The sequence below is a fragment of the Paraburkholderia sp. LEh10 genome (assembly GCF_017814945.1).
In the GTDB taxonomy this organism is placed as follows: Bacteria; Pseudomonadota; Gammaproteobacteria; order Burkholderiales; family Burkholderiaceae; genus Paraburkholderia.
Genome location: NZ_JAGIPX010000023.1, coordinates 1 through 22,953, shown reverse-complemented (window position 1 = coordinate 22,953; position 22,953 = coordinate 1). Strand labels below are relative to the sequence as shown.

Sequence of the window (22,953 nt, the reverse complement as noted above, 5' to 3'; positions counted from 1 at the left end):
CTCAGGGCTGCGATAACGGCGCGCTTGCGGGACTGCCGGCAGGCGGTGAAGCGGGCGCTTGCGGCTCGCCATTGACGGCGGCCGGCGCGCTTGCCGCCGCCGAGCTCGCATCCCCCGGCGACGGCAGAATGGGCGGCTGCGATGCGGCGGGCGAGACGATCTGCGGCGGCTCGACATCCGTCGGCGCAGAAGCCTCCGCAACGGGCGAAGCATTCTCCACGACAGGCGCGGCAGGCGCCACGGGACGCGGCTTCGCGCGCGGCGCGGGCGTGGGCGTTTCAGGCGTGCTCGACGCCGGGAAGAGATGCTGCATCCACGCGCGCAGCTTGTCGCGCAACGTATCGAACATGCCGGGCGGCGGCTCCTGCGCGAACTTCACGCGCGGGTCGATCAGGCGCGAGCGCAGCGAGCGCTGGAAGAAATCGCCGACGATGGGCAACGCGCTATGCGCACCTTGCCCCCAGTAGTCGCTGCGCAGCGTCACGCGGCTGTCGTTGAAGCCGATCCACGCGCCCGCGACGAGTTGCGGGTGCATCAGGATGAACCAGCCGTCCGCGTTGTCCTGCGTCGTGCCCGTCTTGCCCGCGACATCGGCGCGTATGCCGAAGCGCGTGCGGATCGCCGAGCCCGTTCCCTTGTTGACGACGGAGCGCATCACGTCGAGCAAGGTCTGCGCGCTCGCGACGGGCATGACCTGATCGGCATGCGCCGGCTGAAACTCGGCGAGCACTTCGCCCTTGGCGTCCTCGATGCGCGTGACGAGCATGGGTGCGACGTAGGCGCCTTCGTTCGCGATCGTGCCGTACGACGAGACCATCTCTTTCAGCGTGACAGGGCTCGTGCCCAGCGCGAGCGACGGCACGGCGTCGAGCTGGCTTTCCCGCACGCCCATTGCGCGCGCGAGTCGCGCGACCTTCGCGGGCCCGACGGACTCCATCAATTGCGCGGTGATCCGATTGCGCGAGTAGGCAAGGCCGTCGCGCAGCGTGATCGGGCGGCCACTGGGCGCGTCTTCGTCGTTGGGTTTCCAGACTTCGCCGCCTGCCAGCGGAATTTCGACGGCCTGATCAGGGAACGTATCGTCGGGCTTTGCGCCTTGTTCAAAAGCCGCGCCATAGACGAAGGGCTTGAACGTCGAACCCGGCTGGCGGCGCGCCTGCGAAACGTGATCGTACGGGTCCTGCGTGAAGTCGCGGCTGCCGACCCATGCCTTGATCTGGCCATTGCGCGGGTCCATCGCGACGAACGCCGCCTGCACGCGCGTCTTGCTATCGCACAGCGACTTCATGAACGCGCGGTCCGACGACAGATGCTTGAGCGCATCTTCGTCGCTCATGCCTGAATCTTTCGCGCTGTGGAATTCGGGCGTCTCGCGAATGAACGCGTCGAACAGATCCTTGTGCCCGGAGCACGCGCCGCGCGCATTCCATGCTGCATTCGCAATCGACTGCAACTGGTTGCCCTGGAACATCAGCGCCTGGGTCGCCATGCCTTGCAGGCGCGCGTCGATCGTCGTGCGCACGACGAGGCCGTCCGAATAGATGTTGTAGTCGTTCGCGTCGGCCCATGCGATCAGCCATTTTTTCAACTGCTGCGCGAAGTGCGGCGCGGGACCGGGCGGCTCCGTCTGCCGCTCGAAGTCGATGCGCAGCGGCTTGCCTTTGAGCGAGTTGAATTGCGCAGGCGTGAGACGGCCGTATTTCACCATCTGTGCGAGCACGATGTTGCGCCTGTCGAGCGCGCGCTCGGGATTGATCACCGGGTTGTAGTAGCTGTTGCCCTTCAGCATGCCAATGAGCGTCGCGCTTTCGAGCACGGTGAGGTTGTCGGCGGACTTGTCGAAATAGGTCCGCGCCGCCATTTCGATGCCGTACGCGTTGTAGAGAAACGGCACCGTGTTCAGATAGGTTTCGAGAATCTCGCTCTTCGTATAGACGGCCTCGATCTTGAATGCCGTAATCGCTTCCTTGATCTTGCGTGTGAGCGTCGGCGCGCGGCCGATATCATCGGGATAGAGATTGCGCGCGAGCTGCTGCGTGATCGTCGAGCCGCCCTGGCGGTCGCCGGAAAAGGTATGCAGCGCCGCCCCTGCCGTGCGCTTGAAGTCGATGCCGTGATGCTCGTAAAAGCGGTGATCTTCCGTCGAAATCAATGCATCGACGACGTGCGGCGAGATGTCGGACAGCTTCATCCACACGCGGTTGGTCGGCTTGTATTCGGCGAGCAGCTTGCCATCGTCCGAGTAGATCCGCGCAGGCTGTTCGATCTTCGCCTTGCGGATGTCTCCGATGCCCGGCGTGAACGGGATCATGATCAGCACATAAAGCAGCACGAGCACGGGAATGGCGGCGATCGACAACGCGACGCCGCGCCGCGTCGGATGGCGCACACGCTGCGCCGCGCGCATCGCGAGCGGCTTCACGTGGGCCCATGCCCCAAGTAACACTTTTCGGAGAAACGACAGTATCGACCGTCCCACGCTAACGCACCATCGGCAGAAAAGGCTGCATCCTACCAAAACAGCGTGGACGTACAGGCGTTTTGCGCGACTTGCGCGATTTGCGGTAATGGACGGCCACGCGGGTGGCCAGACTGGAAAGCCCGGCCGGAGAGAACAACGGCCGAACCCGCGCCGCGTGCGCGGGCGGGTTCAGCCGTGATGTGCTTCAGGCGCGAGCCGGCGCGTGAACGCGGCTCGGCGTGACCATCGACACGACGAACGTCACGACGACGTTCACGACGAGCGCGATCAGGCCGATATATACCGGCCACGTCGCATCGCCGATATGCAGCGCGAACACGGGCTTGAGGCCCTGCGAGATCGCGAGGCCCGTGCCGACGACGATGCCGACCAGCCAGCCGAAAAACAGCCCGGCCGTGTTCAGGCGGCGCGTGTACAGCGAGAACACGATCGCCGGGAAGATCTGCAGAATCCATACGCCGCCGAGCAGTTGCAGGTCGATTGCGTATTGCGTCGGCAGGAACACGATGAAAAGCAGTGCGCCGAACTTCACGACGAGCGAGACAGTTTTCGCCGTCGAGGCTTCCTGAGCCGGCGCCATGTCCGGCGAAACCAGCGGACGCCACAGATTGCGCGTGAACAGGTTGGCCGCGCCGATCGACATGATGGCGGCGGGCACCAGCGCGCTGATCGCGATCGCCGCGGCCGCGAAGCCCACGAACCACGACGGGAACAGCGTGCCGAACAGCGTGGGCACGACATCGGATGCCGACTTGACGTGAATGCCCGCCGCAATCGCCATATAGCCGAGCAGTGCGATCAGGCCGAGCAGCAGCGTGTAAGCGGGCAGAAAGATCGCGTTCTTGCGCACGGTCTGCATCGACGACGACGACAGCACGGCCGTCATCGTGTGCGGATACATGAATGCCGCGAGCGCCGAGCCCAGCGCGAGTGACGCATACGCGGTGAACTGCGAGGGCTTCAGGATGATGCCCGTCGCGCCGCCCTTCGCCTGGAAGTAGGTATCCGCAGCGTCGAACACATGGCCGTAGCCGCCGAGCTTCACCGGGATCAGCCATACCGCCGCGATAACGACGATATAGATCATGATGTCCTTGACGAACGCGATCATCGCGGGCGCGCGCAGCCCGCTCGTATACGTATAGACCGCGAGAATCACGAACGCGATGATGAGGGGCGCCTCGCCCGTGATGCCAAGCCCCTTGATCACGACCTGCATGCCGACCAGTTGCAGCGCGATATACGGCATCGTCGCGACGATGCCCGTGAGCGCGACAGCTGCGGGAAACCATTTGCCGCCATACTCGCCGTGCACGTAGTCCGCTGCCGTGATGTGGTTTTTCGCGTGAGCGATCTTCCACAGCTTCGGCATCACGGCGAACACGAACGGATAGACGATGATCGTATAAGGCAGCGCGAAGAAGCCATACGCGCCCACTGAATAGACCAGCGCGGGCACGGCGATCACCGTATAGGCCGTATAGAAGTCGCCGCCGACGAGGAACCACGAAATGATCGTGCCGAACTGGCGGCCGCCGAGGCCCCACTCGTGCAGTTGCGTGAGGTCGCCCGCCTTCCAGCGCGCCGCGACGAAACCAAGAACGGTGACAAGGACAAAGAAGGCGACGAATACCGTCATCGCAACGGGATTCACTGGGTTGATATCGCTCATTTAATGCCCCGGTACACGACGTAGATCAGCAGCGACGTGAGCGGAACCCACAGAAACTGATACCAGTAAAAGAAAGGAAAGCCGGCGAATGACGGGCGCGTGTCGTTATAGAACGGCAGCCACAGCAACGCGACATAGGGGATCAGCAAGATGAGCCATAGCCACGAGCGGCCGGCCGGTTCGGTAGGTTCCACGTTTGTCCCTCTTTGGTCTATCTGATTGATTCCGCTTTGCTGATGCGTCTAGTGCCTTATCAATACGCGCGAAAGTACCTATTCCGCGCGCACGCCCGCAAAGGTGGCGCATTATCTGCGAAAACGTCTAAAGCTGCTGGCGCGGTGACGGACCGTCGGGGACACCGTGGCCGACGGATCAAGCATGCGTGCCTTCGCTATTTGCGCATTGCTTTGGCAAAGCGCTCGCGCAAGAACTGCGTGAACGCCCGTATCGTCACGGAAGCCTGCCGGTGCTGCGGATAGACGGCATAGAGCGTCAACGGCGGCGAGACGAAGTTGTCGAGCACTTCGACAAGCTTGCCGCTCGAAAGCGCATCGGCCACGATGAATTCCGGCAGGCGCGCAATGCCGAGCCCCGCGACGGCGGCGTCGCGGATCACTTCGCCGTTGTTCACGCGCAGCGGGCCGCGCACTTCGAAGGTCTGGCTCGCGCCATCCACGATGTACTCCCAGCCGCTGCGCGCCTCCTGTCCATACAGCAGGCAAGCGTGACGCGCGAGGTCGGCGGGCGCCACGGGCGGACGGCGCGCCTTGCGATACGCGGGACTGCAACACGACACCATGCGTAGCTCGGCAAGCTTTTGCGCGATCAGCGTGGAGTCCGCGAGCGTGCCGATGCGCAGCGCCATGTCGAACCCCTCGCCCACCACATCGACGACGCGGTCGCTCAGCTCCATGTCGACGCGCACATCCGGATTCGCGCGCAAGAACCCCGCGACGAGCGGCGACAGATGCACCGTGCCGAACGACATCGGCGCGCTGACGCGCAGCAACCCGCGCGGATCGGAACGGCCCGAGGACATCGCCTGCTCGGCATCCTCCACTTCGCCGAGGATGCGCGACGCGCGCTGATAGAACTCGTAGCCGAGGTCCGTTACCGCGAGCTTGCGCGTGTTGCGCACGAGCAGGCGCACGCCGAGGCCCGCTTCCAGCGCCATGACGCGGCGGCTGACGAACTGCTTCGACAGTTGCAGGCGGTTCGCGGCCGCCGTGAAGTTACGCGCGTCGACGGTCGCGACGAAGATTTTCAGATCGTCCAGTTGCATGAGGGATGTTCGCCTTTGTCAACGTCAATGTGACAGTGATTCCCATTTTACGTCGATTATGGCTGCCCTGATTGACCTACACTTGCATCACTGCTTCAGACAACGACGCCGTCGCGGTCACGAGAGGCAAAGGCATCAATAAACGGAGATGGGAAATGATCGACATCAGACACGCCAATCAACGCGGCCGCGCCGAGCACGGCTGGCTCAGCTCGCGTCACACGTTTTCGTTTGCGAACTACTATGATCCGAAGCAGATCGGCTTCTCCGACCTGCTCGTGATCAACGACGACCGCGTGGCGCCGGGCCGCGGCTTCGGCAAGCATCCGCATCGCGACATGGAGATCTTCTCGTACGTGCTGGAAGGCGCGCTCGAGCACAAGGACTCGATGGGCACGGGCTCCGTAATCGTCCCGGGCGACGTGCAACTGATGAGCGCCGGCACGGGTGTCGCGCATAGCGAGTTCAATCACTCGGCCAGCGATCCCGTGCACTTCCTGCAGATCTGGATTGCGCCGTCGGTGAAGAACGCGACGCCGCGCTATCAGCAGCAGAACTTTTCGGCGCAGGACAAGCGCGGCACGTTGCGCCTCGTGCTTTCGCCGGACGGCGCGAACGGTTCGCTCGAATTGCGTCAGGACGCGCGTGTGTACGCCGGTCTGTTCGACGGCAGCGAAGCGGCAAGCGTCGATATCGCCGCCGACCGCTATGCGTATGTGCATGTCGCACGCGGCAGCGTGAAAGTGAACGGCATCGTGCTGAACGAAGGCGATGGCGCGCGCATTCGCAACGAGCGCCAGCTTCAGTTCACGGACGGACAGGACGCGGAAGTGCTCGTCTTCGACCTGCGCAACAACGAAGTATCGGAACTGTGGTCCTGAGCGGCAGACGCCTGGACACGACTACATTGAAAGAGGATTGAACATGAACGCCTTCATCGAACAACGCAAGGATGCACTGCTGCTCGTCGCACGCGTGCTGCTCGTCGTACTTTTCGTGCTGTTTGGCTGGAGCAAGCTCACGGGCTTCTCGGGCACCGAGCAGTACATGGCATCGACGGGTGCGCCCGTCCCCGCGCTTGCGGCGATCATTGCGATCGTGATGGAGCTGGTTGTCGGCATCGTGATCGCCATCGGCTTCAAGACGCGTCCCCTTGCGCTGCTGCTGGCGCTCTATACGCTCGGCACCGCGTTTATCGGCCATCACTTCTGGACGCAAACGGGCATGGAGCAGTACATCAACATGATCAACTTCTATAAGAACATCAGCATCATCGGCGGTCTGCTGCTGTTGTTCGTGACGGGTCCGGGCAAGTACTCGATCGATCGCGCCTAAGCGAACGGCACTATAGGAACTGTCAGCGGGGGGCGGCCATGGGCCGCCCCTTTTTTGTCGCCGCCAGCGCACGCGGCGGGCGGCACGGCTTTCAAGGGCGATGCCGCCCGTACCCGTTTCGGGCAGCGCAACATACCCATCCGGCCCGACTGTGATATACAGGGAAAACCCGTAAATTCCAGTTCTCCCAGTAAAGAGCAGCACCAGCATGAAACGCATTGCCGCATTTTGTCTGACGACGTGGTCCGCCGCAGCCCTTCTCTATTTCGGCCAGCACTCACTCTCGATGATCGTCCTGAGCGGTGTCCTGGTGTTCGGCGGATACGACCTGTTGCGCCCGTAAGAGCGGCGCGGCGCGCTGCACGGTTGACGGCGCACGCCGCGGTCTGATGGAAAACCATCATTTTTCGACGTGAGGCATTGCTCTCCTTCAACTATCTTTGTGCAAACGGAATATGTTCCTGATGCGTCGCGCTGATGGAATCCCCGCAAACACGAAGCTTGCAGGAGACAACTCATGTCCTCGACCTCCGCCGTCGATAGCAACGGCACGGCGCCCGGCCCCGCCGATCCGTCGCTCGACGCACGCATCGCGCAACAGTGGTATCAGCCGCGCATTCCACGCGCCGTGCTGAAGGAACTGATGAAGCGCGACGACGCGGCCGGCCTGCGCAATTTCATTCCGTGGCTCGTGCTGCTCGTCGCATCCGGCGCGCTGGCCGCGTTCGCATGGGGCACGTGGTGGGCCGTGCCCGCCTTCTTCGCGTACGGCACGATCTACTCTTCCAGCGACGCGCGCTGGCACGAGCTGTCGCATGGCACTCCTTTCAAGACGCGCTGGATCAACGACGCGCTCTATCACCTGGCGTCGTTCATGACGATCCGCGAAGCCTACTGGTGGCGCTGGAGTCATGCGCGCCATCACACGCATACGTACTTCCAGACGCGCGACCCGGAAATCCAGGTGACGCGTCCGACGAAAGTGCTGCCCATCATCGCGGATTTCGTGGGACTGGCCGGCTGCCCGCTTGAAATCGGCAAGGTCGTGCGCCACGCGTTCGGCCGCGTCGATGCCGCCACCGATGCATTTCTGCCCGCAACCGAGAAGCCGAAGATGATCTGGTCGTGCCGCATCTATCTGGCCGTCGTGACGGGCACGATCGCACTGGCCATTGCGGCGCACAGCTTCCTGCCGCTGATGTTCGTGTGGACGCCGCGCTTCTACGGCGGCTGGCTGCATCAGCTGCTCGGTCTCACCCAGCATGCGGGGCTTGCCGTCAACGTGAAAGACCATCGCCTGAATACGCGCACCGTGCATACCAACTTCGTGTTCCGCTTTCTTTACCTGAACATGAACTATCACCTCGAACATCATCTGCTGCCGATGGTGCCGTTTCATGCACTGCCGCGCCTGCACGAGGCAATCAAGGACCAGTTGCCGCCCGCCTATCCGAGCGTCTATGCCGCATACCGCGAGATGCTGCCCGCGTTGTGGAAGCAGCGCGCGGACCCCACGCACGTGATCGAACGAATCACGCCCACGGTCTGACACGCAAGCATATTGGAGGAGATAGCCATGAGCATCGAAACGAATGCGAGGATTCATTGGGTTGCCGCCTGCGAGTCCGATGATATCGACGAAGAAGACGTGATGCGCTTCGACCACGACGGCGCGAGCTACGCGGTCTATCGTATCGCCGACGGCTACTACGCATCGGATGGCTGGTGCACGCACGAGCACGCGCATCTTGCCGATGGCTTCGTCGTGAATCGGGAGATCGAATGTCCGTTGCATCAGGGACGGTTCGACATTCCGAGCGGCAAGGCGAAGAGCGCGCCCGTGTGCGTGCATCTGAAGACGTACCCGGTGCGCGTCGAAAACGGCGAGGTATTGCTTGGCCTTCCCGTGCAGGACGCATCATGAGCACACAGCCCGCGATGGTGATCGTCGGTGCAGGCCAATGTGGCGTGCGCACCGCGCACGCGCTGCGCGAGAACGGCTGGGACGGCGAAATCACGCTGCTCGGCAACGAAGGCATCGCGCCGTATGACCGGCCGCCGCTGTCGAAAGCCGTGCTGCTCGGTGAACGAAGCACGGCGCAATGCGCGTACTACGACGACGCGTTCTATCGCGATCAGCGCATCGATTTGCGTGTCGATGCATGCGTGCAGCAGATCGATCGCGGCGCGCGCAAGGTCGCTTTGCGCGGCGGCGGCAGCATCGACTATCAGCGTCTGTTGATCGCGACGGGCGCCGAACCGAGGCGGCTCGACGTGCCAGGCGCGAATCTGGAAGGCGTGCATCTGCTGCGCACGGCGAACGACGCCAATGCGCTTGCCCAGGCGTTGCAAACGTCGCGGCGCATTGCGATTGTCGGCGCGGGCTTTATCGGCCTCGAAGTCGCCGCATCGGCGGTGGCGCGGGGCTGCAGTGCGGTCGTCATCGAAGCGGGCCCACGCGCGCTGATGCGCGCCGTGCCCGAAGTCGTCGCAGGCTATCTGATCGACAAGCATCGGCAAATGGGCGTGCAGATTCATTTCGCGGCGCAGATCGAACGGCTGCTGGGCACGACGCGCGTGACGGGCGTGAAGCTCAAGGACGGCACGCAGATCGATTGCGATTGCGTGGTCGTCGGCATCGGCGTGAAGCCGCGCACGGAGCTTGCCGAGGCGGCGGGCATCGATGTCGCGGACGGCATCGCCGTCGACGACACGTTGCGCACCAACGATCCGCACATCTTCGCGGCGGGCGACGTGTGTTCGTTTCCGCATCGTCTGTTCAGGCGGCGCATGCGGCTCGAATGCTGGAAGAATGCCGAGGACCATGCGCGCATCGTCGCGCGCAACATGCTGGCGCGCGGCGAGACGTACTCGGAAGTGCCGTGGTTCTGGTCGAACCAATACGACATGACGATCCAGATCGCCGGCATGCCCGCATTCGGCGTGCAAAGCGTCGTGCGCGAAACGGGCGGCACGTCGCGCATTTTCTTCGCGCTGGACCGCGATGGCGTGCTGGTCGGCGCAAGCGGCGTCGGCAAGGTCAGCGAAATCGCGCGCGATGTGCGCGTCGCGCAAGCGCTGATTGCGCAACGCGCGCGCATCGAGCCTGCCTCGCTCGCAGACGCCAACGTCAAGCTGAAAGGACTCGTGGCCGCGGAGGCGCTATGACCCAGCGCCTTGCCGTCTATCAGTCGCTATGGGCGATGGAGCGCCGTCATACGGACGGCTTCGAGCGCTCGCTCGAAGACAACGTCGCGATGATCGCGCAAGCGGGCTTCGAAGGCGTGAGCACATCGTATGAATCGCGCGAAGTCGTGCGGCGGCTCGCGCAAGCGCTCGCGCCCTATGGCCTGCAAGCAGAGGCGCAATGCTTTGCGCGCACGGTCGAAGACTTGTGCCCGGTTCTCGAACATGCCGTCGAATCGGGCGCCCATCACATCGACCTGCAACCGGACGTGAGTCGCGATCATCGGCCGCGACGGCAACGATACGACCGACCGCTGGGCCGAATCGCTGATGATGCGCGACTGGATACGCAAGCTGTGGGACGACGTCGCGACGGACGATGCAGCAGACACAGCGGCAGACACAGCGGCAGACGCGGCGCCCATGCTCGCCATCAATCGATAAGCGGCAGGTTCTCACGCAGCAGCACCGTCACGGGAATCTGCTGAGCCAACGTCACGCCGGGATCGCGATGATAGTGACGCAGGATGATTTCGATCGAATGCAGCGCTTCGCCGACCGGGTTCTGATCGAGCACCGCGTCGAGCACGCCTTCGATCAGCAAGCGCCGCGACGTGTCATTGAGCTCGTGTCCGATCAGCACTGTCTTGTGCACGCGGTCGAGCGCGCGCAATACATTGCCGATGCCTTCATCGCCGACCGAGATGTTATAGATGCCACGCAAGTCCGGGTAGCGCCGAAACGCGTCGCGCGTCAGGCTCTCCGTCATCGACGACTGCTCGCGGCTTTCGACCGTCTCGACGATGTCGCAATCGGGAAAGCGCCGCCGCAGCACGGAACGAAAGCCGCTTTCGCGCTCTTCGTGGCCGAGAAAGTCGTGCATGCCCGTCATCACGAGCACCTTGCCGCCCGCGTCGCCGAGAAAGCGGCCCATCAGTTCGCCTGCAACGCGGCCCGCGCAGCGGTTGTCGATGCCCACATACGCAAGCCGCCCCGTGCCCGGCAGGTCGCTTGCGAGCGTCACGACGGGCATTCGGTGGCTCAACTGACGCAGCGCCGCCGTGATGTCCGGGTGCTCGTATGCGACGATGACGAGCGCGTCCGCCTTGCGCGCCGCTCGCCCGATCGTGTCGACGACCGCATGCGGTTCGAGGCTGTCGAAGTACGTGACGGCGCAAATCACACGTTGCGTTTCGAAGGTCTTTTGCGCAAGTTCGAAGCCGTGCTTCAGATGCACGTAATACTGTGCGACGGGCTGCTGCAACAGGATCGCGATGCGCAGCCAACGCACCGGCACGGCCCCCAGCGCGCGGTCGATCTTCAGCTTGCGCGCCCATTCGAGCACGCGTGTTTCCTTGTCGCGCGATACGCCGCCGCGCCCGTTCAATACCCGATCGACTGTCGCCTCGCTGACGCCCGCTGCGCGGGCAATGTCGCTCATGCTCGTCTTGCGGCGGCGGGGGTCGGACATGATCGGTCTGGTTGTCACGGGAATACCGGCAATCATCGCATCGACGCCGCGCACGCAGCAAGCCGCGGGATTCACACTCCATTGCAGTGCCTTGCGCTCAACCTTGAAAGAGACCGCGCATGGGGCAATTCGATTCGAAGATCGCGATCGTCACGGGCGGATTGCAAGGGCTAGGCGCCGCCATCGCCGCGCATCGCTTCGCGCGGCGGGCGGGCAGCGCACGAAGATCAGTCGTGCGCGATGCGCAGATCGGGGTTCCTCTCCGCGATCTCCGAGACCCAGTCGACGAACGCGCGCAGCCGCGAACTGAGATTGCGGCGATGCGGATAGACAACCGACAGCGGCGTCGACGGGCTGTTGTACCCGGCGAGTATTTCGCGCAACGAGCCCTGTCTGATGAGCTCGGCCACCATGAAGCGGGACGGCTGGATGATGCCGTGCCCCAATGCGCCCGCATTGATGTAGACCGAGCCGTCATTGACGGCCAGCACGCTCTTCATCTGCACTTTCACGACTTCGCCGTCGACGTTGTACTCGAACGGAAAGGTCCTTCCCGTGCGCGCCGATACGTAGTTCACGGCCTGATGTTCGCTTAGCTCGTCGAGCGTCTTCGGCGTGCCGTGCCGTTCCAGATAGGCTGGCGACGCACACGTGACGATGCGCGCATTGCCGATGCGCTTTGCAACCAGGCTCGACTCCTCGAGCATGCCCATGCGGATCACGCAATCGACGCCGTCCTGAATCAGATCGATATTGCGGTCGGCAAGGCCGAGGCGCACATCGATTTCCGGGTAGCGCTGATAGAACTCGTCAAGCGACGGCAGCAGCAGCGCGCGCGCAAGCGTGCCCGACGTATCGACGCGTATCGTCCCCGCAGGACTCTCACGCTTGTTCGACAGCGACGACTCTGCGTCCGCCACTTCGGCAAGGATGCGCACGCATCGCTCGTAAAACAGCGCGCCGTCTTCCGTGACGCTGACCTGACGCGTCGATCGATTGAGCAGCCGCACGCCGACGTGTTCCTCCAGCGCCTGAATCGTCCTGCTCACCTTTGCGCGCGGCAAATCGAGCATTTCAGATACCTTTGAAAAGCTGTTCGCGTCCACCACGCGCGTGAAGATCTCCATTGCCTCGAAGCGGTCCATTTTCCTTTGCCCTGTCGTTGTATGTGACGACGCATACGGCTGTCGCGGCACCCCTGCGGTGCCGGACGGATCGACGCACCGTCGTTCCGGCTGTCAGTCGCGTTTCATGCGCGCCTGACTACGTGAAAATAACATGGAGAAAATCGTCTTGGGCGAGAAGGGGCGCGAACGGCGGGGCTTTTGCGTCATCCAGCCACATGGCCGGATGCAAATTGGAAAACGATTTCCCCCACGGGAAACTGTCCGATTACAACCCGGCAAATCCGACCATTTAACCGCTTTCGATTAGCGGCGCGCGACGGATAAATATGACTAATATTACCAAGCGCGACGGCTTGGTTATCCGCCTTTAAAACGCCATTTTATCCGTGATGCGCATCCGCCGCGCCCGCTTTAAAGCGGCCTTTAAAGCGCGGCCGCACGTCGGGTTTCATTCGCCAGTCCGGTAGCATGGATCGGCTAAAAAAGTGTGACTTTCCGGCGATCGCAGCGTCCGAACCATGGCGATTCGGACAGATAACGGCAGTATTTTCCCGATACGCCTGCTTTTCACACGCAATAATTGCCGCCAATTCCGCCGACCAAACGATTTTCTGCACCTGCTGCGAATTCTGATTGAATTTTAAAAATCGCCGCATTAGGATGAGGTCCCCGTCGATACCAAAGTATCGGCAGGGTAGGGAAAACTCCCAATCAGATTTACCGTTCGCAATGTACTGCGGGTCATTTATACAAGCGAACGGAAGCGATGCGCCCGTCAGGAGACTTATTAATATGCTGAGCCCACACGAATTTGCGACGCTCATGCTGATCAAAGACGCGACGCCTCAGTCGGACTTTGACCAGGCAGATCTAATTGCGCTCGCCGATCGCGAGTTCATCACCATTGGCCGCGCCCAGGCGAGCATGCCCCCGCGTCTCACGGATCGCGGACATGCGCTGCTCGCGCGCCTCAACGGTGTGCAATGACCTCACCCACCGCGAGCGCGCGGCCGTTGTAATACGGATAAGCGAGTAGCGGCTACCCTCACGCAGGCATTCGGCACCCGTCGTCGGTGACGATGGATGCCCGTCGACCATTTCGTGCATTCAACCATGCGAGGCCTTCCGATGTTCACGACCAACGAAGAAGTAACGGGCGCACAGAAAGCCGCGGTGCAGACGTGTTTTGACGTAGCGAACGAAGCCGTCAGCGGGTTCGAAAAGCTGGTGCGATTGAACCTCGAGGAACTGCACGGCGGCATGCAGCGCGCGATGACCGCGCTGGCGAACGGCGAACTGCCGGGCGCGAGCGCGATTGGACGCGGCGATCTGTCGGCGATCGAGCGCGTTGCGCTCTACAACCGCCAGGCATTGGACATCATCGCCAGCACGCAGGCGGCCATCATCAAGCGTGCGACGGCTCAATATGAAACGCGGATAGGCGCCGTTCAAGCCAATCTGGACGAGGCCGCGCAACGCGCGCCCGCTAGCGCCGAAGTCGCGGTGACGGCGATGAACTCGGCCATCACAGCAGCGAACGCTTTCTACGAAAGTGTCTGGAAAACCGCGCGCCAGGCAATCGAGGCGGCGGAAAGCAACCTGGATGTCGTGACCCGCCACGCAACGAACACGTCGCACGCAGCCTGAACGGGCTGCCCGCGAACAACAGCAGTAGCAAACCGGACGCGATTCCCGCGTCAGGCGCATTTACAGCCCGCTTTCGAGCGGGCTTTTTTTATCACGGGCCTAGCTCCCTTCTCGACTGCCCCGCCGCATCACGCGAAAGCAAGGCATGCGATGTGCTGACTCGCCACGGACATCTTTACCGTGGCGCCGCCTTCCATCACATCACATGCACATTCTTCGCTGTCACGGCGGCAAGAATGGCGGCTTGCTTGGGCAGTTTCGCCAGTTCCTCCATGAAGTGGGTAGTACGCCGTTGATCGCGCAATCGCTGTACAGCCGAACGCCACGAATGGCGCATGAATCATGTTTGCATTAGCGCGCCTGCTCTTTTTTGACCCGCCGTTTGGCGCCCGTAATAGAAGCGCTTTTTGACGAAGGCTCCCGCACGTTGTCGTTGCGCGCGCCACAAATCAGCGCGACGCCTTCAGCGGCTGTCGCCCGCAACGAAGCCCGCGAGTCGCCGGCGCGCGAACGCAGCGCGAGGCTGTGCATGATCGCCGACGCGACACGCGCAAGCACGGCGGCGTCGGCTTCGCGCGAAAGCTCGCCGTCAGCCTGGGCGCGCCGCATGCGCTTTTCAAACGCGCGATCGAACGATTTCAGACCTTGTGCCAGCCTCGCGCGCACCGCTTCGTCGAGTTTCGATTCGACGACGGCCGTGCCGATCAGAAAGCATCCGCGCGGCTCGCCGCCTGCCGGCAAATAGAGCGCGAGCGCCCCGTCATAAACACGTTGCAAGGCTTGCGCCAACGGTATGTCGTCGCTCAGCGCGCGTTCCATCGCATGCGCGCCGGCATCGACGTAACGGTCGAGCGTGTTCAGATAGAGCGCATGCTTGTCGCCAAACGCGCCATACAGGCTCGGACGGTTCATGCCCATCGTGTCGCTCAGCGTATCGAGCGACGTGCCCGAATAGCCGCCGAGCCAGAATGCATCCGTGGCACGGTCCAAGGCTTCTTGCGCATCGTAAGCGCGCGGGCGTCCGCGGGCGCGCCTCTCGGTTTTTGTACTGTCTCGCATATAAATATTTGACACTCGAATTTTGTTCACTATAGTACAAAAACAATCCGGTGAACGGGAGACATCGCCATGTATCTTTATTTCTCGCCGCTCGCGTGCACCCTCGCGACGCGCATCGCGTTCTACGAAGCCGGCGCGCAAGCGGCTTTCATTCAGGTCGATACGAAAAAGAAAAAGCTGCGCGACGGGTCCGATTTCCATGCGATCAACCCGCTCGGCCAGGTGCCCGTGCTGCGTACGGACGAAGGCTGGCTGCTGACCGAGAACACGGCCATCCTGCCGTATGTCGCCGACCACTTTCCGGCCGCGCAGCTTGCGCCTTCAGCGGGAACACCGCAGCGCGCGAAGCTGCAGCAATGGCTGGGCTTTATCAGCACGGAATTGCACAAGGGCATCTTCGTGCCGCTGCTCGATCCCGTCGGGCCCCATGACTACGCGCGCCAGAAGATCGCGTTGCGATTCGACTACTTGCAATCGCATCTGTCGGCGCATGAATTTCTCGTTGAGCGCTTCTCGGTCGCGGATGCATATCTGATAGCCGTGTTGAACTGGGCGAAACATTGCGACGTGGATTTTGCGCAATGGCCCGCTGTCGATGCGTACTACAAGCGCATCGTGCAGCGCCCGATGGTGGCTAAGGCGTTGGCCGAGGAAATCGCGTTGTATCGTGAGGAACTGGCGCAGCAATAACGAAAGGTACATACACGCATCGCCGCTCGCATTGCTGCTCGCATCACATTTGCACCGCCTTCGGGCGTGCGCGCGAACAGCCTGCGATTGCCATAGAACGGACACACCACGGCGCGCGCATTCGCTTTACCATTGACCCGCGCAGTGTGCGCTGCTCACCGGGAGAACATCCATGGACCTGGACTCTATCCGCAAGAACGCGTTTGCGATGCCCGTACACAACCCCGCTTTTCCGCGCCCGCCGTTTCGATTCGTGAATCGCGAGTACTTCATTATTTCGTATGAAAGCGAGCCGGATGCGATCGCCGCGGCCGTGCCGGCGCCGCTCAAGCCGGAAAACTCGCTGGTGCATTACGAGTTCATCCGCATGCCCGATTCGTCGGGATTCGGCGACTACACCGAAAGCGGCCAGGTCATTTCCGTGCGTGACCAGGAAGGCCGGCTCGGCAACTACACGCATTCGATGTATCTCGACGATGAAGGCCCGATTGCGGCGGGCCGCGAAATCTGGGGCTTTCCGAAGAAGCTCGCGCGGCCGCACATCAGCGTCGATGGAAACGACACGCTGCTCGGCACGCTCGATTACGGCACGCAGCGCGTGGCGACGGGCACGATGGGTTACAAGCATTGGACGATCGACATCGAAACCGAGCGCGCCAAGCTCGCCGACACGCCGAACTATCTGCTGAAGGTGATTCCGCATGTCGATGGCACGGCGCGCGTGTGCGAACTGGTGCGTTTTTTCCTGCGCGACGTGACGGTGCTCGGCGCGTGGGCGGGCCCCGCCGCGCTCGAACTGCGGCATCACGCGCTTGCGCCCGTCGCGGATCTGCCCGTGCGCCGCGTGGTCGGCGCGCGCCAGGTGATCGCCCATCTGACGCTCGATATCGGTGAAGTCGCGTTCGACTATCTGGCGAATGCCGGATAGCACACGGCCATCGATGGAGAGCGGCCGGCTGCGGCTGACGCTTCGAATCGCACGCCGGATGCGCGCCGCGCACGCGCTGAAACCGCACGTGTGTGAAGCGCATCCGCGCTACTTGCTTTCGATCAGCTTGACGAGTGCATGCAGCAGCCGGTTCGACGGCGTCGGCACGCCGAACGCTTCGCCGCGCCGCACGATCAGTCCGTTCAAGTGATCGATCTCGCTGCGCTTGCCGCGCGACAGATCCTGCGCCGTCGACGAGAATTGCCCCGGCATGGTCTCGGCGATCATGCGCACGGCCATATTGACATCGCCGGGAATCGTCACGCCTTCGGCCTTCGCGACGGCAAGGCATTCGTCGACGACATTGCGCATCACGGCCGTCACGCCTTCGCCCTTCACGAGCCTGCCATACGGCAACTGCGTGATGGCCGACAACGCGTTGTACGCGCAATTGAGGATCAGCTTGGCCCACAGCGCACCGCGCACGTTATCGGAAATCTGCGTCGGCACGCCCGCGGCGATGAGCGCCTGCGCAATCTCGACGCTGAAGCTGGACGGCTCGATCACCAGCTCGCCGCGCCCATGATGTCGGACATGCCCCGGCCCGGCCATTTCCGTCGCGACGTAAACGACGGCCGCGGCAACCTCTTGCGCCACCAGCTTGCGCACTTCGTCCGCGTTCTCGACGCCGTTCTGCAACGACAGCACCAGCGCATCGGGCGCGAGAAAAGGCTTGATTTCGAGGGCTGCGCTTTGCGTGTCGGTTGATTTCACGCAGAACAGCACGAGTCTCGCGCCCTGCACGGCGCCTGCTTTCGTGCTGGCGTCGAGACGGATGTACTCGTCGAACGCCTGCGTTTCGAGGCGCAATCCGCGACGCCCGATGGCCTCGACATGTTGAGGGCGTCCGATCAATACCACTTCATGGCCGGCGCGCGCCAGCATGCCGCCGTAATAGCAGCCCACCGCGCCCGCGCCCATTACCGCGACTTTCATATGCAACGCTCTCTCATAGCGAATGGAACCGTCGAAAGTTATCACACACGGCGCACGCGTCCCAGGCGGCAACCGGCGACGGCATTTTCATCGATCACGTTGAGGCCCGCGTCCGCACGGCGAGCAGCGCATCGGCGAATGCGGCGGGCGCCTCTTGCGGCAGATTGTGTCCCGCATTGTCGACCACACGGTACTCGTAAGGCCCAGTGAAGTGCGGCGCATGATGCGCGGTCCCGCCGATCGACATGACGCCGTCGGCGCTGCCGTCGAGTGAAATCGCCGGCACCGTGATGGGCGGCTGCGCGGCGAGCTGCCGTTCGATCGCGTCGTAGCGCGGGTCGCCGTCCACCAGCGCGTAGCGATGCCGATAGGAGTGAATCACGACATCGACGAAATCTGGGTGATCGAACGATGCCGCCGTGCGCTCGTAGCACGCGTCGTCGAACCGCCATGTCGGCGACCAGAGCGCCCAGAGCAGACGGCACAGCGCGCGGCGGTTTTCCGTGAGTCCGGCGCGGCCGCGCTCGCCGTGAAAGTAGTACTGGTACCAGTGGCGCAGTTCGTTTTCCGGCAACGCCGGTTTGCCCGATGCCGCGATGTCCTGGATGTTGTAGCCATTGACCGTGACGAGCCCTTGCGCGCGCTGCGGATGCAGCGCCGCCACGATGCACGCCGCGCGCCCGCCCCAGTCGTAGCCGCCAAGCAGCGCCCGCTCGATACGCAACGCGTCGAGCAGCGCGAGCAGGTCGGCGGCGAGCGCGGCCTGCTGGCCCGAGCGCGGCGTGTCGGCCGACAGGAAGCGCGTCGTGCCGTAGCCACGCAGATACGGCACGATCACGCGCGCGCCCTGCGCGGCCAGCAGGGGCGCGACATCGTCGTAAGCGTGGACGTCGTAGGGGAAGCCGTGCAGCAGCACGACGGGCCAGCCTTGAGGATCGCCCGATTCCTTATAGGCGATGTCCAGCAGTTCGGTGCTCACGTGCTTCGGCATGGTCGGCAGCTCCGTGTCGGGTGATCATTGCACAGCTTCGAACCCAGCGAGCGTTCATGGTAGCGCCGTCAGCGCAATCGCGCTGGGCGCCTCGCTCGTGCGCAGCAAGCTTCCGAAAGCGTCCAAATCAGCCGCGGAGCATTACAATCCACGCGACAGGCGCTGTTGCACGACGCAGCGCAAGCCGCTTTACTGCGAGTCGCTTTACCGCAATCCAATGTCGCATTGCTGCCATGCCGCCAACACGGCGGCCCGCTACATTCGACAAGACCAAGCCCGCAAATGTCGCGCTCCGGGTGCCGCGAGAATCGAACGAGACTGAGCACGAATGAAACAGGCACACGATCCGGCGGCGCATCCGCCGCGCGGCGCATTCCCTTTGCCGGACGCCCAGCCGCTTGCCGATTTCGTCGACGGCGGCGCTTCCCCGAGCGCCCCCGTCGCGCCCATTGCCGCGTCCGCGCCGCCATCCAGCCTGCGCTCGACCGCGATCCTGCTGGTCGGCTACGCGATTCTCATCACAGGCAACGGCCTGCTCGGCACACTGATCTCGCTGCGGCTCATCCAGCAGCAGACGCCGTCGATCGTAGTCGGTGTCGTGCAGTCCGCGTATTACGTCGGCTTCATGCTGGGCGCCGTGTACGGCGGCGCGCTGATCGGGCGCGTCGGCCATCATCGCGCGTTCGTCACCTTCGCCGCGGCGAGCGCGTGCTGCGCACTCGGCTACGCGGTGTGGGACGCCGCCGCGATCTGGGTCGCGCTGCGCTTCATCACGGGCTTTTGCCTCGTCGGCATTTTTACGGTGGTCGAAAGCTGGCTGCATCAGGTCGCGAGCAATGCGCAGCGCGGGCGCGTGTTCTCCGCCTATCTGATCACGAACTATCTCGGCGTCGGCACGGGGCAGTTTCTGATCGGCCTCGCCGACCCGGCGGGCTTCGAGCTTTTCAGCGCCGTCGGCGCGCTGTTTGCCGCGTCGCTGATTCCCGTCGCGCTCGCAGGCACCGCGCCCGCGCCCACGCTTGCACACGATGCGCATAGCGCCTCTTGCGGCTCGCGGCTCGCGCGCGGGCTGTCGGGGTTGCAGACCATCTATCGCTGGGCGCCGCTCGGTGTCGCCGCGTGTCTCGCGGCCGGCTTGCTCACCAGTTCGTTTTACACGATGCAGCCCGTGTTCATGCGGCACGTCGGCTATTCCGTGCCGGACGTGTCGCACTTCATGGGCTTCGCGCTGCTTGCGGCGCTCGTGCCGCAATGGCCCGTCGCGCGTCTCGCCGATCTGTTCGACCGGCGCAAGGTGCTGCTGTGCCTCGCCGCGCTCACCGGGTCGCTGAGCGTTCTGTTGTTCCTGCTGCGCGACGGCGTGCTGATCGAGGCAATCGGCTACGTGTATGTGGCCGTGGCGTTTTCGATGTACGGCGTGGTCGCGTCATATGTGAACGACTGCATTCCCTCCGACCAGCGGATCGCCGTCAGCGCCGGCCTGCTGCTGATCTTCTCGCTCGGCGCATGCGGCGGCCCGACGCTCGCGTCCGCGACAATGGCGATGGCCGGGCCTGCCGGCCTCTATCTTTTCACTGCGCTCGTAATGGGCGTGCTGGCCGCGCTGACGCTGCGCAGCCTGCGCACGCCGATGCCGCGACTGACGCGTTGATCACGAGGATCGAATGGGTGACGAGCTTTGAATGCGCAAAGCTGACCCGGGCATCGACGGCCCGGCATCCGCTTTACGGCGTGAGATAACGGTTGGATGTCATGCCGCCGCTAGACAGCGAAGATCGCGGCGAAAAACCTGGATCGCGCTTGCCATTGAAGCGCGTCGCGCCCAACTGGCGCCATTCGAGTCCGCCTTATCCGCAACGGAAAAATTCGATGCTCTGCCCCGATGCGACCGCGCGGCGCAACCAGTCGGGCATATCGCCCCTTCCATCCCACACGTGTCCGAGCGCATCCTGGTAGCGTGTGGCGCGGGCTGCCTCGTCTTCGGCGAGTGCGCGTTCGAGCGCGTCGACCGTGATGCCGAATTCATGCATCCGGTGCTGGATCCACACGATCAGGCGTTCTCTGGCTTGGCCGTCGAGTTTTGCGATTGAAGTAGACATTGCTCGTGCGATGCGAAGTGTGATGGGATCAGCGATTCTTTCGTACGGGCGTAGCCATTTCCGAAGTGCTCAATTGCGCCGCCGCACGTCGATGCGGACGGCCGAATCGAACAGTGCCTGGGCGCGCGCCAGTTCATCGAGCGCGCGGTCCAGTCGCGCGACGGCGGCCGCGTGCCCGACCTGAGATACGCCGTCGTCCGGGTCGCCGCGCACGGCGCGAAACGCCAGATCGACATTGCGCGTCGCTTCGACAAAACGTTGCGCGGCCTCAGCCTGCCTTGAGTGCGTCACCGCCGACATAGGCATTCCTCCATCTGGTTTCAGGTTCGGATAGTCCGCTTTACGTAAAAGCGTTGCTCGCCACGATGGCGCCCGTTCGATTCAGCGCGTTAAAAGAGAACTGCCAAGAGAACTGCTGCGGTGTGTCGCCGATTGTCGCTCGGCTCGCGAAAGAGCGCCAGAGCCAAAACGCAACAACGCGCTTTTATCGCGCGGGCCACGACATTCAGTGTTCCCAGGTTTTATGCGCCGGAGAGTCGTCCGGCATATTCGTTCGTCATAGCGCGAAGCTCGCCTGCGCATGCGCTGCGCCGACGAACGCCGCCATCGCCTCGACGGGCGGCATATCGAACAGGTCGCGCGTGAAGCCGCGCATGCGCTCTTGCGGCGGACGGCTGCGCAAGCGCCCGACCAGCTCGATGAACGTTGCGAAATCCCCGTCGCGCGTGGCCTTGTTGACCTCGGCGAAATCGCGCGCCTTCAGAACGCTCGGCTGCGTGAGCCGCACGACATACGGCGCTTCCAGTTCGACGGCGAGCGCGACGGGATAACGCTTGCCGCTCTGCTCGCCGTCGCGCGCGATGCAATCGACCACGGCCGTGCCTTGCGCCGCGCCGAGCGGCTTGCCCGTGCTCACGCTGCGCAGATGCTCGGGATGGACGCGCAGCCGCGTGCCCATGCTCAACTCGGCCGGCGACGAACACACCAGCGCGTAATGCTGTTCCCTGCGTCGCCCGGAAGGCAGCAGCGCGCGGCTGACGATGAACGCGTGCGGCGGAAGCTGGCGCACCTGGCCCGTGCCGTCTATCCATGCGTTCCACAGCAACACGTCTTCGCGCTTGCGCGCGGCGGGCCTTGGCCTGCTCAGCGCCGGCGAAAACAGCGCGAGCAGCGAGCCCGTGCGGTGCGCCGCAACCTGCGCGCTGTTGCCGAGCGACTGACCGACACCCCACAGAAAGCGCCCGCCGCCCAGCCGCCTCTCCCATTCTTTCTGAAGAACGATGGTGGGGAGTTCTTCGCCGGACTCGGTGCTTGTCCTTGTCCAGCAGAACGTGGGCGGTAAATGCTTCAGTGTCATCAACTTCCTCGGGACGCCGCCGACTGTTTCGCCGACGGCGATTTTGGCCGGTCAATTCAATAAGCGTTAATGTATAGATATAATGCATGGAATGGAAGCCCCGAACAACGATTTTCCCGTGCAGGACCTGTTGCGCCGGTTGATGGCAGACACGCGCTCGTCCAGCGAAATTGCGAGGCTTTCAGGGGTGAGCCAGCCGACCGTATCGAGGCTGCGGCTGTCGAAGGGACGCCGCGTGCGCCGAAGCGCGTCATTCAATAAGCTATGCAGTTTCTACGGCATGGAAGCGCGCCGGCCGGGCGGCCGGGCGGCGGCGGGTTACAACGAGCTGCTGCGCAACGCGATCGTCGATGCGTGGGACGGCTCGGAAGAGCACGGCCGCGCGTTGCTCGTCGTGATCAAGGGATTGAAGGGATTGAGCGCGAAGATGGAGTAGACGCGCGCGGCGGGTCGGCGCAAAGGCCGGCGTGAGGAAAGGGACGTTCGCGGCCGCACGCGGGTTGGGTTCTTTGGGGAACGGCGGGATGTACGTGCTGCCGCTACGGCTTCCAAATGCAACAACGGCGCCCATGGGCGCCGTTGTCATTTGATGCGTCTGATTCAGCTGGCGCCTTGCGCCGTCAGAACTGAT

The 22,953-nt window shown here is 63.3% G+C and carries 26 protein-coding genes; 13 read left to right on the top strand and 13 right to left on the bottom strand.

The features are described from left to right. Nucleotide 1: 1 nt before the first annotated feature. From J8I87_RS20020 to J8I87_RS20005, 4 genes are all read right to left on the bottom strand, one after another. Nucleotides 2-2,479 (bottom strand): transglycosylase domain-containing protein, encoded by a 2,478-nt coding sequence (locus J8I87_RS20020; protein WP_409518775.1) that lies wholly within the window; start codon nucleotides 2,477-2,479, stop codon nucleotides 2-4. A 187-nt stretch (nucleotides 2,480-2,666) separates the two neighbouring features. Further along, a complete protein-coding gene (gene mctP, locus J8I87_RS20015; protein ID WP_209933511.1) occupies nucleotides 2,667-4,154 on the bottom strand; it encodes a monocarboxylate uptake permease MctP in 1,488 nt (495 codons plus the stop codon). Then, nucleotides 4,151-4,348, bottom strand: a complete 198-nt coding sequence (locus J8I87_RS20010; RefSeq protein ID WP_054933538.1) for a DUF3311 domain-containing protein — start codon at nucleotides 4,346-4,348, stop codon at nucleotides 4,151-4,153. The genes mctP and J8I87_RS20010 overlap by 4 nt, the downstream gene beginning before the upstream one ends. A gap of 197 nt (nucleotides 4,349-4,545) precedes the next feature. After that, a complete protein-coding gene (locus J8I87_RS20005; protein WP_209933510.1) occupies nucleotides 4,546-5,436 on the bottom strand; it encodes a LysR family transcriptional regulator in 891 nt (296 codons plus the stop codon). A gap of 155 nt (nucleotides 5,437-5,591) precedes the next feature. Between J8I87_RS20005 and J8I87_RS20000 the strand changes: the two genes are divergently transcribed. The 7 genes from J8I87_RS20000 to J8I87_RS19975 all read left to right on the top strand — a co-directional run bounded on the left by J8I87_RS20000 (nucleotide 5,592) and on the right by J8I87_RS19975 (nucleotide 10,445). Beyond that, on the top strand, nucleotides 5,592-6,317 hold the full coding sequence (locus J8I87_RS20000; RefSeq protein WP_209933508.1) for a pirin family protein: 726 nt from the start codon (nucleotides 5,592-5,594) through the stop codon (nucleotides 6,315-6,317). Nucleotides 6,318-6,360: 43 nt separating this feature from the next. Then, complete coding sequence (locus tag J8I87_RS19995) at nucleotides 6,361-6,771, top strand: DoxX family protein (protein ID WP_209933507.1); 411 nt, start codon at nucleotides 6,361-6,363, stop codon at nucleotides 6,769-6,771. Between the two features lie 208 nt (nucleotides 6,772-6,979). Continuing rightward, nucleotides 6,980-7,114, top strand: coding sequence for a hypothetical protein (locus J8I87_RS45710; RefSeq protein ID WP_280923083.1), 135 nt, complete (start codon nucleotides 6,980-6,982; stop codon nucleotides 7,112-7,114). Between the two features lie 174 nt (nucleotides 7,115-7,288). After that, nucleotides 7,289-8,320 (top strand): fatty acid desaturase, encoded by a 1,032-nt coding sequence (locus J8I87_RS19990; RefSeq protein WP_209933506.1) that lies wholly within the window; start codon nucleotides 7,289-7,291, stop codon nucleotides 8,318-8,320. Between the two features lie 27 nt (nucleotides 8,321-8,347). Further along, nucleotides 8,348-8,695, top strand: a complete 348-nt coding sequence (locus J8I87_RS19985) for a MocE family 2Fe-2S type ferredoxin (protein WP_209933505.1) — start codon at nucleotides 8,348-8,350, stop codon at nucleotides 8,693-8,695. After that, on the top strand, nucleotides 8,692-9,939 hold the full coding sequence (locus J8I87_RS19980; RefSeq protein WP_209933504.1) for an NAD(P)/FAD-dependent oxidoreductase: 1,248 nt from the start codon (nucleotides 8,692-8,694) through the stop codon (nucleotides 9,937-9,939). The genes J8I87_RS19985 and J8I87_RS19980 overlap by 4 nt, the downstream gene beginning before the upstream one ends. After that, nucleotides 9,936-10,445, top strand: coding sequence for a hypothetical protein (locus J8I87_RS19975; protein ID WP_245254038.1), 510 nt, complete (start codon nucleotides 9,936-9,938; stop codon nucleotides 10,443-10,445). The genes J8I87_RS19980 and J8I87_RS19975 overlap by 4 nt, the downstream gene beginning before the upstream one ends. Here J8I87_RS19975 and J8I87_RS19970 read toward each other — a convergent pair. The 3 genes from J8I87_RS19970 to J8I87_RS19960 all read right to left on the bottom strand — a co-directional run bounded on the left by J8I87_RS19970 (nucleotide 10,391) and on the right by J8I87_RS19960 (nucleotide 13,172). Next, a complete protein-coding gene (locus J8I87_RS19970; RefSeq protein ID WP_209933502.1) occupies nucleotides 10,391-11,428 on the bottom strand; it encodes a LacI family DNA-binding transcriptional regulator in 1,038 nt (345 codons plus the stop codon). The two genes, J8I87_RS19975 and J8I87_RS19970, sit on opposite strands and share 55 nt — an antisense overlap. Before the next feature lie 227 nt (nucleotides 11,429-11,655). Then, nucleotides 11,656-12,573: a LysR family transcriptional regulator gene (locus J8I87_RS19965; RefSeq protein WP_209933501.1), complete on the bottom strand. Its 918-nt coding sequence runs from the start codon at nucleotides 12,571-12,573 to the stop codon at nucleotides 11,656-11,658. A gap of 362 nt (nucleotides 12,574-12,935) precedes the next feature. Further along, entirely contained in the window at nucleotides 12,936-13,172 is a 237-nt protein-coding gene (locus tag J8I87_RS19960; protein WP_209933500.1) for a hypothetical protein, read from the bottom strand. Between the two features lie 175 nt (nucleotides 13,173-13,347). Here J8I87_RS19960 and J8I87_RS19955 point away from each other — a divergent pair, with 175 nt between their 5' ends. Then, on the top strand, nucleotides 13,348-13,542 hold the full coding sequence (locus tag J8I87_RS19955) for a hypothetical protein (protein ID WP_209933499.1): 195 nt from the start codon (nucleotides 13,348-13,350) through the stop codon (nucleotides 13,540-13,542). Nucleotides 13,543-13,683: 141 nt separating this feature from the next. Beyond that, the gene (locus J8I87_RS19950) at nucleotides 13,684-14,202 is read left to right on the top strand and encodes a phasin family protein (RefSeq protein ID WP_209933498.1); all 519 of its coding nucleotides are present in this window, start codon (nucleotides 13,684-13,686) and stop codon (nucleotides 14,200-14,202) included. A gap of 351 nt (nucleotides 14,203-14,553) precedes the next feature. Here the strand turns inward: J8I87_RS19950 and J8I87_RS19945 are convergent, their stop codons facing one another. Beyond that, nucleotides 14,554-15,192: a TetR/AcrR family transcriptional regulator gene (locus tag J8I87_RS19945; protein ID WP_245254037.1), complete on the bottom strand. Its 639-nt coding sequence runs from the start codon at nucleotides 15,190-15,192 to the stop codon at nucleotides 14,554-14,556. Between the two features lie 138 nt (nucleotides 15,193-15,330). Between J8I87_RS19945 and J8I87_RS19940 the strand changes: the two genes are divergently transcribed. Continuing rightward, nucleotides 15,331-15,951, top strand: coding sequence for a glutathione binding-like protein (locus J8I87_RS19940; RefSeq protein WP_209933494.1), 621 nt, complete (start codon nucleotides 15,331-15,333; stop codon nucleotides 15,949-15,951). A 172-nt stretch (nucleotides 15,952-16,123) separates the two neighbouring features. After that, the gene (locus J8I87_RS19935) at nucleotides 16,124-16,879 is read left to right on the top strand and encodes an acetoacetate decarboxylase (protein WP_209933491.1); all 756 of its coding nucleotides are present in this window, start codon (nucleotides 16,124-16,126) and stop codon (nucleotides 16,877-16,879) included. A gap of 108 nt (nucleotides 16,880-16,987) precedes the next feature. Here the strand turns inward: J8I87_RS19935 and J8I87_RS19930 are convergent, their stop codons facing one another. Continuing rightward, entirely contained in the window at nucleotides 16,988-17,875 is an 888-nt protein-coding gene (locus J8I87_RS19930) for a ketopantoate reductase family protein (protein WP_209933489.1), read from the bottom strand. A gap of 94 nt (nucleotides 17,876-17,969) precedes the next feature. Then, nucleotides 17,970-18,866 (bottom strand): alpha/beta fold hydrolase, encoded by an 897-nt coding sequence (locus J8I87_RS19925; protein ID WP_209933487.1) that lies wholly within the window; start codon nucleotides 18,864-18,866, stop codon nucleotides 17,970-17,972. Between the two features lie 328 nt (nucleotides 18,867-19,194). On the opposite strand from J8I87_RS19925, the gene J8I87_RS19920 reads away from it, so the two are divergent. Further along, nucleotides 19,195-20,517, top strand: coding sequence for an MFS transporter (locus J8I87_RS19920; protein ID WP_209933486.1), 1,323 nt, complete (start codon nucleotides 19,195-19,197; stop codon nucleotides 20,515-20,517). A 196-nt stretch (nucleotides 20,518-20,713) separates the two neighbouring features. Here J8I87_RS19920 and J8I87_RS19915 read toward each other — a convergent pair whose 3' ends face one another. The 3 genes from J8I87_RS19915 to J8I87_RS19905 form a co-directional block, all read right to left on the bottom strand. Further along, on the bottom strand, nucleotides 20,714-20,965 hold the full coding sequence (locus J8I87_RS19915) for an H-NS family nucleoid-associated regulatory protein (protein ID WP_209933484.1): 252 nt from the start codon (nucleotides 20,963-20,965) through the stop codon (nucleotides 20,714-20,716). A gap of 69 nt (nucleotides 20,966-21,034) precedes the next feature. Beyond that, nucleotides 21,035-21,265 (bottom strand): hypothetical protein, encoded by a 231-nt coding sequence (locus tag J8I87_RS19910; RefSeq protein WP_209933483.1) that lies wholly within the window; start codon nucleotides 21,263-21,265, stop codon nucleotides 21,035-21,037. 256 nt (nucleotides 21,266-21,521) lie between these two features. Next, nucleotides 21,522-22,322, bottom strand: a complete 801-nt coding sequence (locus tag J8I87_RS19905) for a hypothetical protein (RefSeq protein WP_209933482.1) — start codon at nucleotides 22,320-22,322, stop codon at nucleotides 21,522-21,524. Nucleotides 22,323-22,413: 91 nt separating this feature from the next. On the opposite strand from J8I87_RS19905, the gene J8I87_RS19900 reads away from it, so the two are divergent. After that, nucleotides 22,414-22,758: a helix-turn-helix domain-containing protein gene (locus J8I87_RS19900; RefSeq protein ID WP_209933481.1), complete on the top strand. Its 345-nt coding sequence runs from the start codon at nucleotides 22,414-22,416 to the stop codon at nucleotides 22,756-22,758. Nucleotides 22,759-22,953 lie beyond the last annotated feature (195 nt).

Coding starts and splice junctions, on each gene's coding strand:
- mctP (WP_209933511.1), bottom strand. CDS start 4,154: ATGAGCGATATCAACCCAGTGAATCCCGTTGCGATGACGGTATTCGTC.
- J8I87_RS20005 (WP_209933510.1), bottom strand. CDS start 5,436: ATGCAACTGGACGATCTGAAAATCTTCGTCGCGACCGTCGACGCGCGT.
- J8I87_RS20000 (WP_209933508.1), top strand. CDS start 5,592: ATGATCGACATCAGACACGCCAATCAACGCGGCCGCGCCGAGCACGGC.
- J8I87_RS19995 (WP_209933507.1), top strand. CDS start 6,361: ATGAACGCCTTCATCGAACAACGCAAGGATGCACTGCTGCTCGTCGCA.
- J8I87_RS45710 (WP_280923083.1), top strand. CDS start 6,980: ATGAAACGCATTGCCGCATTTTGTCTGACGACGTGGTCCGCCGCAGCC.
- J8I87_RS19990 (WP_209933506.1), top strand. CDS start 7,289: ATGTCCTCGACCTCCGCCGTCGATAGCAACGGCACGGCGCCCGGCCCC.
- J8I87_RS19985 (WP_209933505.1), top strand. CDS start 8,348: ATGAGCATCGAAACGAATGCGAGGATTCATTGGGTTGCCGCCTGCGAG.
- J8I87_RS19980 (WP_209933504.1), top strand. CDS start 8,692: ATGAGCACACAGCCCGCGATGGTGATCGTCGGTGCAGGCCAATGTGGC.
- J8I87_RS19975 (WP_245254038.1), top strand. CDS start 9,936: ATGACCCAGCGCCTTGCCGTCTATCAGTCGCTATGGGCGATGGAGCGC.
- J8I87_RS19970 (WP_209933502.1), bottom strand. CDS start 11,428: ATGTCCGACCCCCGCCGCCGCAAGACGAGCATGAGCGACATTGCCCGC.
- J8I87_RS19965 (WP_209933501.1), bottom strand. CDS start 12,573: ATGGACCGCTTCGAGGCAATGGAGATCTTCACGCGCGTGGTGGACGCG.
- J8I87_RS19955 (WP_209933499.1), top strand. CDS start 13,348: ATGCTGAGCCCACACGAATTTGCGACGCTCATGCTGATCAAAGACGCG.
- J8I87_RS19950 (WP_209933498.1), top strand. CDS start 13,684: ATGTTCACGACCAACGAAGAAGTAACGGGCGCACAGAAAGCCGCGGTG.
- J8I87_RS19940 (WP_209933494.1), top strand. CDS start 15,331: ATGTATCTTTATTTCTCGCCGCTCGCGTGCACCCTCGCGACGCGCATC.
- J8I87_RS19935 (WP_209933491.1), top strand. CDS start 16,124: ATGGACCTGGACTCTATCCGCAAGAACGCGTTTGCGATGCCCGTACAC.
- J8I87_RS19930 (WP_209933489.1), bottom strand. CDS start 17,875: ATGAAAGTCGCGGTAATGGGCGCGGGCGCGGTGGGCTGCTATTACGGC.
- J8I87_RS19925 (WP_209933487.1), bottom strand. CDS start 18,866: ATGCCGAAGCACGTGAGCACCGAACTGCTGGACATCGCCTATAAGGAA.
- J8I87_RS19920 (WP_209933486.1), top strand. CDS start 19,195: ATGAAACAGGCACACGATCCGGCGGCGCATCCGCCGCGCGGCGCATTC.
- J8I87_RS19915 (WP_209933484.1), bottom strand. CDS start 20,965: ATGTCTACTTCAATCGCAAAACTCGACGGCCAAGCCAGAGAACGCCTG.
- J8I87_RS19910 (WP_209933483.1), bottom strand. CDS start 21,265: ATGTCGGCGGTGACGCACTCAAGGCAGGCTGAGGCCGCGCAACGTTTT.
- J8I87_RS19905 (WP_209933482.1), bottom strand. CDS start 22,322: ATGACACTGAAGCATTTACCGCCCACGTTCTGCTGGACAAGGACAAGC.
- J8I87_RS19900 (WP_209933481.1), top strand. CDS start 22,414: ATGGAAGCCCCGAACAACGATTTTCCCGTGCAGGACCTGTTGCGCCGG.